We start from the raw sequence: 13,536 nt of genomic DNA, 5'->3' as shown, positions 1-13,536 counted from the left end.
AGAAAACCCGAACTATAATAGTTCGGGTTACCAATAAAACGTCTATATTATCCTGCCTTTTTTGCTTGTTTCTGATAAATATTGATCCCCGCTTCATGCAGCATCCATTCAATATGAACTCCATAGCCACTCGTTGGGTCATTGACAAACACATGAGTAACAGCTCCAATAATATGTCCATCCTGTATAATAGGACTTCCACTCATCCCTTGGACAATACCGCCCGTTTTCTTCAATAACTCTGGATCAGTGATTTTTATAATCATTCCTTTAGTGACAGGGGTCTTTTTCGGCATATTACTCACAATTTCAATATCAAATTCTTGAAGTTTGTCACCATCTAAAACGGTTAAAATTTTTGCAGGTCCTTCTTTAACTTGATCTGAATATCCCACTGGTAACCCTTTTGGATATTCTGTATTCGCAATATCACCGTCTAAATTGCCGAATATCCCAAAGGGGGTATTTTTCGTAATGTTTCCAAGACGATCATCATGAACGGAGAAATTTGCTTTTTTCTCTCCAGGAAGCCCTTCGCTGCCTTTTTCTATGGCCGTAACGTGAGATTTTAAAATCGTGCCTTTATGGATTTCGATTGGTTTTCTTGTATCCATATCTGCAATGACGTGTCCTAATGCTCCATACTTACCGCTATCTGGGTCATAAAAGGTCATCGTTCCTATGCCAGCAGCTGAATCACGAATATAAAGACCAATTTGGTATTCATTTTCCTGCTTATTAAACGTAGGGTTTAGGGAAGCAGTTAGAATTTCTTCGTCTCTTTTAATCGTAAGCTTGATGGCTTTCCCTTGTTTTCCTGCTTCTTTTACAATGGAAGAAAGGTCCTCCATACTATTTAATTCCTTGCCATTACCTTTTAATAAAATATCTCCAATTTGCACATTCGCTTTCTCTCCTGGTGAAGCCTGCTCCTCTTTCCTGCTATCAACGAGATGGTGCCCAACCACCAGCACACCTTTCGTATGCAGTTCAACGCCAACAGATTGACCGCCCGGTATTAACTGAATATCTCTCATCGTCTTTATATCGGTCTTTTTTAATGGAATGCCAGCAAATTCATAAAAGACTTGACTGGAACCCTTTAGATCATCTGATGAGAAAGCAGTCCTTGCTTCACCTTCACCTTTGAATACAGGTGCCGCTTCCACAGAATCCGATGCACTTACTTTTAACTCCGTTGGAATGGATAAATAATTCTTTATGGGGGTGAATAAAGGCAAAACGAGCATCAACAGCAGGAGGATAGAACCACAAATATATTTCATTTTCTCATGCTTTTTCATGGGTTCAACACTCCTTCTTACTCCTGACCAACTAAATGGCTTACTTATAATGTGGTCGTAGAAGGACTTTTTTAAACGAGCATAATCTGAGTAAATATAGTACCGATTCCCTTCCCTTGAAACATTCACCATAAGAAAACGTGTATAGTGGCATTAGCAGTAAGTTCTTCACCCATAAACTAACAAAAAGCACATGAACATTTTCATGTGCTTTCCAAATTATGATTTATGCCGGGAAGCTAAAGTTAAGAGCTCTTTTGCATGTTCTAAGGTAGTATCTGTTAATTCAGCTCCAGTAATCATTCTAGAAATTTCATCAGCTTTTTCTTCATGAGATAATTCCTTTGCAAGGGTAGAAGTTCTGTCGTCATTTACATGCTTTTCAATTCTTATATGAGTATCCGCCATAGCGGCTACTTGAGGCAAGTGTGAAATGCAAAGGACTTGAGACCCTTTAGAAATTCCATATATCTTTTCAGCAATCGCCTGTGCAACTCGTCCGCTGACTCCTGTATCTACTTCATCAAAAATTACACTGGTCACTCCTTGATGTCTTGAAAAAATACGTTTTAAAGCCAGCATAATTCTTGAAAGTTCTCCACCTGAAGCCACCTTATGTATTTCTTTTAAAGGTTCCCCCGGGTTCGTCGTAATGAGAAACTTAACCAAGTCAAATCCACTTTTTTGAAGTCGCACGTGGTTTCCTTCAAATAATGGGTCTGCCTGCCCGCCTTCTCTTTTTTGAATATCGACAGCGAAAGCGGCTTTTTCTAAGTACAAATCTTTTAATTCGTCTTGTATATACGAAGAGAGCGTTTTTGAAACGGATTCACGGATATCATGAATGTTTTTCGCTTCTAGTACAGCGTCTTGACCTAATTCATTAATCTGCTGCTCAAGTCTGTGCAAATGAGAATCTTTATTTTTAATTTCATCGATTTCCTCTTCAATTCGTGAAGCATATTCCAGCATACTTTCAACGCTCTGCCCATATTTTTTCTTCAATCGGTTCAATTCATTCAGACGCGCTTCAATTTGATTAAGCCGTTCCGGATCAAACTCCAGCTCTGCCATTTGACTGCTTAATTGGAATGTCATCTCTTCAATCAGATAATAGGAATTCGTCAATTCTTCCGTCATTTTTGCCAATTGATTATCGAAATCGGAGGCACTTTCAAGAGAAGTCATAGCATGACTTAACCAATCTAAACCCTTTTGCTCACCATACAAAGAATTATAAGCATCGTGAATCCCTTGATATATTTTTTCGTAATTCAGCAGTTTGCTTCGTTCATCTGTCAGTTCATCATCTTCGTTTGGCACTAATTCTGATTCTTGAAGTTCGTTCAGCTGAAATTCCAATAAATCCAGTCTCTGAGCCATCTCCTGCTCATTTTCACTTAATTCTTTGTGCCGTCTTTTTAACATTTGGTATTTCTCGAATACAGACTGATATTCTTCCATAGATATGGTTAAATCCCGGCTTGCAAATAGATCAAGCAATTCAATGTGCCTGTCGGGATCCATTAAAGACTGGGTTTCATGCTGACTATGGATATCAATTAATGTTTGACCAAATTCCTTTAATATACCCAATGTAACCAATTTACCATTGACTCGGCAGATACTTTTTCCTTGATGGGTGATTGTTCTCTGGAGTACGACCATTCCATCTTCGCCAATCTCAACTCCAAATTGTTCTCCCCGTTTGAAAACAGGATGGCTGGCATCTACTGTGAATAATCCTTCAATTTCTGCTTTTTTCATTCCATGACGAACAAATTCAACCGATCCTCGTCCACCCGAGAGCAAATGAATGGCATCAATAATGATTGACTTTCCTGCCCCGGTCTCACCGGTCAGTACAGTCAGACCCTCTTTAAAGGTTATGGAAACTTCGTCGATGATAGCAAAATCGCGTATAGATAATTCTGTTAACATGAAACAATCCACCTCGGTTATAACATATTTAACAATTGCTCACTGATCGTTTCCGTCTGGTCCTTACTGCGGCAAATAATAAGGCAGGTGTCGTCTCCACAAATGGTGCCCATAATTTCTTCCCAATCCAAATTATCAATAAGTGCCCCTACGGCATTAGCATTGCCCGGCAGTGTTTTTAAAATAATAAAATGTCCTGCCCGATCAATGCTGACAAAGGCATCCATCATCAGCCTTTTTAACTTTTCAAAAGGATTAAAACGCTGATCTGCAGGCAGGCTGTATTTATATCTTCCGTCCATCATGGGCACCTTAACTAAGTGCAGCTCTTTTATATCCCGGGACACTGTTGCCTGAGTTACATTATATCCCATCCCTTTGAGTCTGCCGACCAGCTCATCCTGGGTTTCAATGTCGTCGTTAGTAATAAGTTCTCTAATTTTTATATGTCGCTGACCTTTATTCATTGCTATCCTCCATTCCAAAGCAGAGGTCTAAACAGAGTAAGCTGCAGAATTGCTGTGTGAGCATTTGAATCTCAGGAAAACGAATTCACAATCCTTACTCTCCAAAAAAAGACCTAAGAAAAGGGCTATTTTCAGCCCTGTCTATCTTTTTTATGAACGTTTACTGTGTGCATGATGGGCTTGCTCGACGACACTTTCCGTTTTCACATCATGCATAATCTTTCCTTCTTGTTCTTCTGCGATTTTCAGATGGACGAGGAATTCGATATTTCCATCTCCCCCTGTTATAGGAGAAAAAGTAAGTCCATAGACAGAATACCCATGAGCTAATGCGAAATTCAAAATATTGTCCACAACTTGAGCGTGGATTTTAGCATCTCGGATAATTCCCTTTTTTCCTACTTGTTCCCTTCCAGCTTCAAATTGCGGTTTTATTAAAGCTACCACTTCTCCGCCTTCTGCCATCAGGTTGGCAAGTACTGGAAGGATAATACGCAAAGAAATGAACGACACATCAATCGAAGCAAATTGAGGTTTACCATGAGCGAGGTCGTCTTCTGTCACATACCGAAAATTAGTTCGTTCCATAACAACTACCTGCGGATGATTTCGTAATTTCCAATCGAGCTGATTGTATCCAACATCGATTGCATAGCTGAGCTCTGCTCCATTCTGAAGAGCACAATCAGTAAATCCTCCCGTAGAAGAACCAATGTCAATCATGACTTTTCCAGCCAGGTCTATCGAGAATTCCTTAATAGCTTTTTCGAGTTTTAAACCGCCTCTGCTGACATAAGGAATCGCTTTACCTTTTACCAAAATCTCTTTATCTTCATCAACTTTTTGACCAGGTTTATCAATGCGTGTCTGGTCGACGAAAACAAGACCGGCCATAATAGTCCGCTTAGCTTTTTCACGTGTTTCCATATATCCTTTTTCAACTAACAACAAATCAAGCCTGATTTTTTTTCCCATTTTCTTATGCCCTCTGCTGTTTATCCGGAATCATTTCTTTTAAGTTTTGAATGACTGATTCAGTAGTCAAACCGATTTCTTCCCAAAGTTCAGGAACACTGCCATGCTCGATAAAACGGTCAGGAATTCCCATTCTTTTCATGTATTGTAAGGTGTAATTGTGTTCTTCAGCAAACTCCAGAACACTTGATCCAAACCCTCCACTAAGGACAGCTTCTTCAATAGTTAATATCGGCAGCTGTTCTTTCATGATGTCATGCAGCATAGCTTCATCCATAGGTTTAAGAAAACGTGCATTCACTACTCGAATGGATTTCCCTTCCTGCTTCATTTGCTTGCTGGCTTGCAGTGCCATATCGATAGTAGTACCAAACGTCAGGATAACTCCATCGCTGCCTTCTTCTATGACTTCCCAGCTTCCTATAGGGAGAGAGTCAAGCTCCTCATCCATGGATATGCCTTTACCGTTTCCTCTCGGATAACGTACAGCAAATGGACCGTCATCATAAGTCATTGCAGTGTGTACTAAATGCTGAGCTTCATTTTCATCTTTCGGCATACTGATAATCATATTGGGTACTGATCTTAAAAAGGCGATATCAAATACCCCTTGATGAGTTTCGCCATCAGCACCTACCAAACCGGCGCGGTCAATGCCGAACACTACGTTTAAATTCTGTCTCGCTACGTCATGTATGACTTGATCATAGCCCCGTTGTAAAAAGGTAGAGTAAATAGCCAAAAATGGTTTCATTCCCTGTGTAGCTAAGCCGGCAGATACAGTCGTTGCGTGCTGCTCTGCGATCCCGACGTCAAATAATCGGTCAGGAAACTCTTCACCAAATTTTTCTAATTTTGATCCCAATATCATAGCCGGCGTGATGGCAACGATGCGTTTATCTTTTCTTGCTTCTTTTCGCAGCGTCTCACTAATAACGGAACTCCAGGCAGGAGGAGCATCCACGGGCTTAATCTTTTCTCCGGATTCGATCTTATAAGGGCCAACACCATGCCATTTATCCTTTTTATCGGACTCAGCAGGATGGTATCCCTTTCCCTTCTGGGTCATCACGTGAACGATCACTGGACCGTTCGTTTTCTTAGCGTAATTCAAGTTTTCAAACAGATCATTAAAATCATGACCATCTACAGGGCCATAATACGTAAAACCGAGCTCTTCAAAAAACATGCCAGGGACAACAAAATATTTCATACTGTCCTTCAATCTTTCAGCAGCCTGAGCTAACTTGCCTCCCACGGCAGGGATTTTTTTCAAGAGCCATTCCAGGTCGTCTTTCGCCCGGTTATACTTCCCAGCACTGCGCATACGTCCAAGTGCCCCATGCAAGGCACCGACATTTTTAGCAATAGACATCTCGTTATCATTCAGGATAACGGTTACATTCTTTTTCTCATGTCCAATATGATTCAGGGCCTCTAAAGCCATACCGCCTGTAAGAGCACCGTCACCTATAATCGGAACGATAGAATGGTCTTCATTCTTTAAATCCCGTGCGATGGCCATGCCCATTGCCGCCGACAAAGAGGTAGAACTATGACCAGTTTCCCAAATATCGTGTTCGCTCTCATTTCTTTTTGGGAAGCCACAAAGTCCTTGATACTTACGTAATGTATCAAACTGACCGGCTCTACCTGTTAGGATTTTATGAATGTAAGACTGATGGCCGACGTCAAATAAAAATCGATCATCAGGGCTTTTAAACACTTTGTGAAGAGCTAAAGTAAGCTCCACTACCCCTAAATTGGCTCCTAAATGGCCGCCTGTGGTGGATAAATTTTCAATTAAGAATTTACTTACATCCTTAGCGAGTTCTTCTAGTTGACTGGATGACATTTCCTTCAAAAATGAAGGGTCTTTAACCTTGTACAGATCCATTAAAGGACCCCCTTGTAGTTATCTTGTTTTTTTTGTGGATTTCTCTGAAGCAGTAACGATATTTATTTTAAACTTTTGTTCCATCCATGCTATCACTTTTGCCGCAAAAAAAATAATCTTGGTGGAAGAATTAATCGCAAAAAACTTGCCAAGTGCTTTGCCCCCAACAGTTAAGGCTGCGACCACACTGGTTAAAGCAACAGAAATAATTATTTGAATTTTCGATCCATCGTGGGATCCTATTGTATTTACTAACTGCAGAACAACTACGGCAGATGCCGTCCCGCTGACTATACCAGATATATCCCCTATAACGTCATTACAGAAACTTGCAAAGCGGTCTGCGTTTCTTACAATAGCTATTGCCTGCTTTGCTCCTGTAACTTTCTCTGAAGCCATAGCGTGAAAGGGTGACTCTTTAGCAGCGGTCGCAGCTATCCCTAGCATATCAAACACTACTCCGATAAATACGATAATAAAAACGATAATTAAACCGATCACCCATATGACTCCGCTAAGAACGGAAGAAGATATAACTGAAAAAATAGCCGCTAACACAAAAGTGATAACGGCAATACTTAAGCTAAATTTTAAGGATTTTTTAAATTTATTGTCCATTCTCAACCTCTATATTTCTTATAAATTAATTTCCTATGTAGCGAAAGGAATGGTCATGAACCAAGTAAAAATTGCGGCTTAGGTCTAGTAGGTTTTCCCAGCCGGATACCGAGTGTCACCACTCTGGCGGTTCCCCTTTAAATCCGACTCAGCTACGTTTCCGTAAAACTGGACTAGATTGCCACTTAGTCCGCACTATAATTCTTGGTTCATGTCCATAATCGAACAGCCTAGGGGCTTTCCCCGGCAGCCTTTAACCGTACCTTAGCCTCTTTTGCAGTTCAGATTTCATACAGTTACAGCATCTCCACTTCATTGGCCATCTGAAGTTGGAAGATGTTCACATGACTGTAATCCCCTCAGGACCACTCAAGGCAGGCTACGCTGCCCACATAGACGTTACTCCATGTGAAGCAGGTTCATACCCCATTTCATAAGAGAATCTGGCTCAGATTCTCTTACAAGAATGGGCCTCCGCGGAAGCAGGGTCAACGCCCACATGCCTTTGTGGATCGCCCTGCAACCTTAACTCCCAGCATCGACCCAAGGCTGGGCGCCTCAAGCCAACACAAGGAACTTCATCGATGTGCCCTTCGGCGGATTTTTAGGCCCGCCTTCAGGTACGGAGGGCCGACTAGGATACTGCACCATTCCTTCTGTAATCCTAATATATCATACTCACTATTGTTCCACAATGAATAATGATTGTTCAGCGGTCTCTCGAGCTCAAGTAGTGAATCAATTCAGATAGAAGGGTGCCATCTACTCCTGCAGATCGAAGAGCGTTTTGAGCAGAATCAACATAATTTGCTTTCTGCTGTATGGCTCCATCAAGGCCGAGAAGTTTAGGGTACGTGCTTTTCAAATTATTTTCATCACTGCCTGTCGGTTTACCTAGTACGTCAGCATCACCAGTAACATCCAGGATATCATCCTGAATTTGAAAGATGAGTCCCAGTGCATCCCCCATCACTTTCATTTGATCCATACTTTCCTCTGATGCTTGTCCCAAGTAAGCACCGGCCAAAATAGCAAACCTGATCAATTTACCGGTTTTGTTCTTATGAATCGTTTCAAGTTCGTGAAGGGGAATATGCCGATCCTCACTCTGCATGTCGTGCATTTGCCCTGCCACCATCCCACGGGCACCACTTGCAGAAGCAAGCTCACGAAGGAGATAAACTTTTTCTCCATCTTCCAAATTAGGATCCTCAGATATTACCTGAAAGCTTAAAGTTAGAAGTGCATCTCCCGCTAATGTTGCCGTCGCTTCATCAAACATAATATGACTCGTGGGTTTTCCACGTCTTAAATCGTCATTATCCATGGACGGCAAATCATCATGAATAAGAGAATAGGTATGAATCATTTCTAATGCACAGGCTGCCGCTAGCGTCCGCTTTTCCTCCGCTCCAAAAGCTTCAGCTGTGGACATTAGAAGAATCGGACGAAGCCTTTTCCCGCCTGCTTCGATGGAATAAAGCATAGCATCTTGTAAGCGGCCAGGATCCGTGTATTCATACACATACTGAATTAATTTATCGTTGATATAGAGCTTCTGTTGAGAAAAATAATCCTTTAATGATTCCACTATTCTTCCTCCTGGACACTAAAAGGTTCAAATTCACCATGTTCGTTCATAATTTTCTGCATTTGACCTTCAACATGGACAAGCTTTTCATTACAAATCTTTGAAAGCTTCATCCCTTCCTGGTAATACTGGATTGCTTTCTCCAACGGGACGTCTCCTGCTTCAAGCTTTTCAACCAATTCTTCCAAGTTTTTCATTGCTTCTTCAAAGCTTACTTCTTCTTTACTCTCCGCCATATTCATCCTCCTCGATTTCCTCAACTCGGCAGTGCAAACGGCCATTATGCATTTTTAAAGAGAGAGGCGCTCCCTTATGAACCTTATTAGCGTCTTTAATGACTTTACCATCCTCCGAAAATGGAATGGCGTAGCCCCTTTTCATAATATCTAATGGATTTAACAGGGTAAGTTTATCTAAACTGAATCGAAATCTTTCTTGCTTTCTCTCAAGCTGATGCTGAAAATTTAAGTGAAGCTGTTTTGTATCGCTCTGCAGCTGTGTTTTATTTTCTTTCACTTGTGCTTCCGGATGCTTCTGCATAAGCCTTTTTTGCAACTGAATCAGCTGATCCTCTTTATAGCGATAAAGATTCTTCATTTGTTTAGACAGCTGTTCGAGCGTTCTATCCAAATCCTGCTCTTTTTGCCGCAATAATTGGACAGGATATTTAAAAGCATAGGATTTCCGTAAACGAGTAAGGTGCTGTTCGGCATCCGATTTCCTTGCATGCATAGCTCTTTGCAGCCGGTTATTAAAGGACAGAATTCTTTCCGTTAACTCGACTATTGAAGGCACCGCCAATTCCCCAGCACCTGTAGGGGTTGCTGCTCGTACATCAGAAACAAAATCACTTATGGTCGTATCAGTTTCATGTCCTACAGCTGAAATAATCGGTATTTTCGACTGGAAGATACTCCGGACCACTCTCTCCTCATTAAATCCCCAAAGATCTTCTATAGATCCACCACCTCTTCCAACAATTAACAAATCACAATCTAAATGTTCATTGGCATATTGGATGGCATTGGATACTGACTGAGCTGTCCGCTCTCCCTGAACAAGAACGGGAAGAATCGTAAGAGGTACAATCGGATATCTTCGGGAAATGGTGGTAATAATATCCCGAACAGCAGCTCCTGTAGGAGAAGTAATGACCCCAATGTGTTTAGGGTATGGAGGGATACTCTTCTTATGTTCCTGCTTGAATAAACCTTCGTTCTCAAGCTTTTCTTTCAATTGCTCAAAAGCAAGGTGCAAATCTCCAATTCCATCTGGTTGCATTTCCTGTATGTAGAGCTGATATTGTCCCATCGGCTCATAAACATTAATTTCTCCGCGGATTAATACATTCATACCATTTTCAGGTCTGAACTTCAGACTTTTATTATTTCCAGCAAACATAACCGATTGAATACGCGCTCCGTTATCCTTTAAGGACATATACATATGTCCCCGGCTATGGTGCTTAAAGTTCGAGATTTCCCCTCTAAGCCAGACTTCTTTTAAATGAGGATCACCTGATAGCTTTCTTTTTATATACTTAGTTAACGCTGTTACCGTTAAGTATCGATCATTCACAATAAAATCTCCTTATTTTCGATAACCGTTTATCATTTCAAAAGAATAAGCTTGCGTTCAAGCCAAGCTTAAATCACTAACTATTCTCCCCATATATAACCCATAGGGGTTATACCATTTTAGATAAAACCCCGTTAACAAATTTACCCGATTCCTCTTCTCCAAAGGTCTTGGCCAATTCTACCGCTTCATTAATTGCCACTTGAGAAGGGACATCTTCGGCGAATTTTATTTCATATGCCGCCATCCGCAAGGCTGTTTTTTCTACTTTCGGCAAACGGGAAAAGCTCCAGTTAACCAAATGACTGCCAATCCACTCGTCCAATTCTTCCTGGCAGCTTGTTACTCCATGCACGAGCTGATCAAGAAAAGCATCGTGGACTGAATCTTCCACTACATGCTCAATCGCCTCTTCCACATCAATCTCGCTATTGTCTATTTGAAATAAAGCTTGAAAAGCTTTTTCGCGTGCTAATCGTCGTTTCATATCTTATTCTCCTTTTCGATCATATCCGTTAGAATAATAACATTTTACCTGATGAAAAGCTATGACACTTCCCTAATCCTTTTCTTTTCATCTTTCGCAGACCCAAAAGGAGTTAAGCATCTCTACTGTGCTTATAGCTATACCCAAGCTCCGGTCGACCCTAAGCATAGTCAAGCTAATCGGGTCTAATGGATTTCAAGACGAGATCTGGTCACTCCCATAAAGTTAACCCTCTCATCAACTGAATAACAAAGAAAGACCAGAAGGGATTCCCCCGCTGGCCTGAATTTTAAAGCTCTTCGCTCTCAAACTCTTCTTCTCTTACTTCCATTTGAACCCCGACAATATGAACATTGATTTCTTTAATTTCCAATGCTGTCATGTTCTTCAGGGCTTGCCTAGTATTATCTTGAATTTTCTTCGCTGTGTCTGGAATGGAAATTCCATACTCCATCACCACAAAGGCATCGATCAGTATTCCTTCTTCAGTCAGTTCTACTTTTACGCCTTTACCGTGATTTTTCTTTCCCAATCGTTCCACAACACCGGAAGCAAAGTTACCTCTCATAGATGCTACACCAGCAACTTCCGACACGGCAATCCCAGCTATTACTTCAATTACTTCAGGAGCTATCTCTACATTGCCAAGCGTTGAACCATCTGTCACGTTTAACAATTGCTTTTCAGTCATTTGACCACTCCTTTAATCTTCGTCTTTCATTATAGTATATTTCTCCAAAAATTTTGTATTAAAGTCCCCACCAACAAAAACTTCATGCTCCATCATTCGTTGATGGAAAGGAATAGTGGTGTGCACTCCTTCGATGACATATTCATCGAGTGCGCGTTTCATACGTTTAATGGCCTCATTACGGTCTCTGCCATAAGTGATTAATTTCGCCACCATGGAATCGTAATAGGGAGGAATCATATACCCTGGATAAGCTGCGGAATCGACTCTTACTCCAAATCCGCCTGGCGGAAGATACATATCTATGCGACCAGCAGAAGGAAGGAAGTTCTTAAAAGGATCCTCAGCATTAATGCGGCATTCCATCGCCCAGCCTTCAAATTCAATTTCCTCTTGCTTAAAAGAAAGTTTTTCATTATTAGCAATTAAAATTTGTTCTTTAATCAAATCGACTCCAGTTACGAGTTCCGTAACGGGGTGTTCTACTTGAATTCGAGTGTTCATCTCCATAAAGTAAAATGTGTTTTCTTCTTTATCAAAGATAAACTCAACGGTTCCCGCTCCTGAATAATTCACAGCCAATGCTGCTTTGACTGCAGCATCGCCCATCGTTTTACGCATTTCCTCAGATATGGCAGGAGAAGGTGTTTCTTCGATTAACTTTTGTAGTCTGCGCTGAATAGTGCAGTCCCGCTCACCTAAGTGGACAGCATTACCATGGTTATCAGCAAGTACTTGGATCTCAACGTGACGGAAATCTTCGATGAATTTTTCAATATAGACTCCCGGGTTGCCAAAAGCTGTTTCAGCTTCCTGTTGAGTGACACGAATGCCTTTGACTAAATCTTCTTCATCTCTTGCAACACGGATGCCTTTTCCTCCTCCGCCTGCTGTCGCTTTGATGATTACTGGATAGCCGATTTTTTCAGCAATTTCAAGTCCTGCTTCTTCATTTTCAATAATTCCTTCAGATCCAGGAACCACCGGTACTCCTGCAGCCCTCATTGTTTCACGAGCCACGTCTTTAGTTCCCATCTTTTGAATAGCATACGAAGACGGACCAATAAAAGTGATATTGCACTCCTCGCACATTTCAGCGAATTCGGCATTTTCGGATAAAAAGCCATACCCCGGGTGAATCGCATCGATTTCCGTGAGGGTAGCCAAACTCATAATATTGGTGTAATTTAAATAGCTGTCTTTACTTAAAGTCGGTCCTACGCAATAGGATTCATCAGCCAGTTGTACATGAAGTGCTTCTTTATCTGCTTCAGAATAAATGGCAACTGTTTCTATATCCATTTCTTTGCATGCGCGAATAACTCGGACAGCAATTTCTCCTCGATTCGCAATTAATATCTTTTTAATCACTACCTCACCCCCCGTTAGGACTTCACACGGAATAGTGGTTGGCCATATTCGACTAACTCACCGTCTTCAACTAGGATCTCTACAATTTCCCCAGAAACTTCCGCTTCTATTTCGTTAAACAGCTTCATTGCTTCCACAATACAGACTACACTGTCAGGCTGGACTTGATCGCCTTCCTTAACATAAATATCTTCATCAGGCGATGGAGATTGATAGAAAGTCCCGACCATTGGAGAAGTAATTTCCACATCATAACTCTTAGACGATGTGTCTTCTTTTGATTCTTCCTCCTGTTTTGGAGCTGGAGCCTCCTGTTGAGTTGCTTGGACAGCTTCCTGTTTTGGCTCAGCGCTAGACTGAACAGGCGTTGATGGAGTTGATTGTGGAGCTTCAGCCACTATCTGTCCTTGCTGCTTCTTCATGGAAACTTTAGTTCCATTCGTTTCATAGCAGAATTCGTCAATGTTTGATTGATCAATAAGTTTAATTAGTTCGCGGATTTCTTGTACCTTTAACATGTTGGGCACCCCTTTATGTAGAATTTCTTTTAAATTTGGTACTGCTCACTCCTTCTAACATTCTACGACAGAATGACACTAACCTGCAACTTCCGCCA

Annotated in this window: 13 protein-coding genes; all 13 read right to left on the bottom strand. The window is 41.2% G+C overall.

The window, feature by feature from the left end; all coding sequences use genetic code 11:
- Positions 1-47: 47 nt before the first annotated feature.
- Positions 48-1,304: a SpoIVB peptidase gene (gene spoIVB, locus Q7A53_RS02000; protein ID WP_411787432.1), complete on the bottom strand. Its 1,257-nt coding sequence runs from the start codon at positions 1,302-1,304 to the stop codon at positions 48-50.
- A 219-nt stretch (positions 1,305-1,523) separates the two neighbouring features.
- Entirely contained in the window at positions 1,524-3,245 is a 1,722-nt protein-coding gene (gene recN, locus Q7A53_RS01995) for a DNA repair protein RecN (protein ID WP_411787431.1), read from the bottom strand.
- A 17-nt stretch (positions 3,246-3,262) separates the two neighbouring features.
- Positions 3,263-3,712, bottom strand: coding sequence for a transcriptional regulator AhrC/ArgR (ahrC, locus tag Q7A53_RS01990; protein ID WP_411787430.1), 450 nt, complete (start codon positions 3,710-3,712; stop codon positions 3,263-3,265).
- A 150-nt stretch (positions 3,713-3,862) separates the two neighbouring features.
- The gene (locus Q7A53_RS01985; RefSeq protein ID WP_411787429.1) at positions 3,863-4,687 is read right to left on the bottom strand and encodes a TlyA family RNA methyltransferase; all 825 of its coding nucleotides are present in this window, start codon (positions 4,685-4,687) and stop codon (positions 3,863-3,865) included.
- Between the two features lie 4 nt (positions 4,688-4,691).
- Complete coding sequence (gene dxs, locus Q7A53_RS01980) at positions 4,692-6,584, bottom strand: 1-deoxy-D-xylulose-5-phosphate synthase (protein ID WP_411787428.1); 1,893 nt, start codon at positions 6,582-6,584, stop codon at positions 4,692-4,694.
- Between the two features lie 18 nt (positions 6,585-6,602).
- Positions 6,603-7,202 carry a hypothetical protein gene (locus Q7A53_RS01975; protein ID WP_411787427.1) on the bottom strand — a complete coding sequence of 200 codons (600 nt, stop codon included), beginning with the start codon at positions 7,200-7,202 and terminating at the stop codon, positions 6,603-6,605.
- Between the two features lie 709 nt (positions 7,203-7,911).
- On the bottom strand, positions 7,912-8,793 hold the full coding sequence (locus tag Q7A53_RS01970; RefSeq protein WP_411787426.1) for a polyprenyl synthetase family protein: 882 nt from the start codon (positions 8,791-8,793) through the stop codon (positions 7,912-7,914).
- Positions 8,793-9,029 (bottom strand): exodeoxyribonuclease VII small subunit, encoded by a 237-nt coding sequence (locus Q7A53_RS01965; protein WP_411787425.1) that lies wholly within the window; start codon positions 9,027-9,029, stop codon positions 8,793-8,795. Before Q7A53_RS01965 ends, Q7A53_RS01970 begins: the two co-directional genes overlap by 1 nt.
- Complete coding sequence (xseA, locus tag Q7A53_RS01960; protein WP_411787424.1) at positions 9,016-10,371, bottom strand: exodeoxyribonuclease VII large subunit; 1,356 nt, start codon at positions 10,369-10,371, stop codon at positions 9,016-9,018. Before xseA ends, Q7A53_RS01965 begins: the two co-directional genes overlap by 14 nt.
- Before the next feature lie 109 nt (positions 10,372-10,480).
- Positions 10,481-10,858, bottom strand: a complete 378-nt coding sequence (gene nusB / locus Q7A53_RS01955) for a transcription antitermination factor NusB (RefSeq protein WP_411787423.1) — start codon at positions 10,856-10,858, stop codon at positions 10,481-10,483.
- A 289-nt stretch (positions 10,859-11,147) separates the two neighbouring features.
- Complete coding sequence (locus tag Q7A53_RS01950; protein WP_411787422.1) at positions 11,148-11,549, bottom strand: Asp23/Gls24 family envelope stress response protein; 402 nt, start codon at positions 11,547-11,549, stop codon at positions 11,148-11,150.
- Positions 11,550-11,561: 12 nt separating this feature from the next.
- Positions 11,562-12,920, bottom strand: a complete 1,359-nt coding sequence (gene accC, locus Q7A53_RS01945; RefSeq protein WP_411787421.1) for an acetyl-CoA carboxylase biotin carboxylase subunit — start codon at positions 12,918-12,920, stop codon at positions 11,562-11,564.
- A 14-nt stretch (positions 12,921-12,934) separates the two neighbouring features.
- A complete protein-coding gene (gene accB / locus Q7A53_RS01940; RefSeq protein WP_411787420.1) occupies positions 12,935-13,438 on the bottom strand; it encodes an acetyl-CoA carboxylase biotin carboxyl carrier protein in 504 nt (167 codons plus the stop codon).
- Between the last annotated feature and the right edge of the window lie 98 nt (positions 13,439-13,536).

Source organism: Halobacillus rhizosphaerae, from assembly GCF_046719735.1.
GTDB lineage: Bacteria > Bacillota > Bacilli > Bacillales > Halobacillaceae > Halobacillus_B > Halobacillus_B rhizosphaerae.
The sequence above is the reverse complement of the archived record's forward strand: the minus strand, read 5'-3'. Positions and strand labels throughout refer to the sequence as shown.

Coding starts and splice junctions, on each gene's coding strand:
- dxs (WP_411787428.1), bottom strand. CDS start 6,584: ATGGATCTGTACAAGGTTAAAGACCCTTCATTTTTGAAGGAAATGTCA.
- spoIVB (WP_411787432.1), bottom strand. CDS start 1,304: ATGAAAAAGCATGAGAAAATGAAATATATTTGTGGTTCTATCCTCCTG.
- Q7A53_RS01965 (WP_411787425.1), bottom strand. CDS start 9,029: ATGGCGGAGAGTAAAGAAGAAGTAAGCTTTGAAGAAGCAATGAAAAAC.
- Q7A53_RS01985 (WP_411787429.1), bottom strand. CDS start 4,687: ATGGGAAAAAAAATCAGGCTTGATTTGTTGTTAGTTGAAAAAGGATAT.
- nusB (WP_411787423.1), bottom strand. CDS start 10,858: ATGAAACGACGATTAGCACGCGAAAAAGCTTTTCAAGCTTTATTTCAA.
- Q7A53_RS01975 (WP_411787427.1), bottom strand. CDS start 7,202: ATGGACAATAAATTTAAAAAATCCTTAAAATTTAGCTTAAGTATTGCC.
- ahrC (WP_411787430.1), bottom strand. CDS start 3,712: ATGAATAAAGGTCAGCGACATATAAAAATTAGAGAACTTATTACTAAC.
- recN (WP_411787431.1), bottom strand. CDS start 3,245: ATGTTAACAGAATTATCTATACGCGATTTTGCTATCATCGACGAAGTT.
- Q7A53_RS01950 (WP_411787422.1), bottom strand. CDS start 11,549: ATGACTGAAAAGCAATTGTTAAACGTGACAGATGGTTCAACGCTTGGC.
- accB (WP_411787420.1), bottom strand. CDS start 13,438: ATGTTAAAGGTACAAGAAATCCGCGAACTAATTAAACTTATTGATCAA.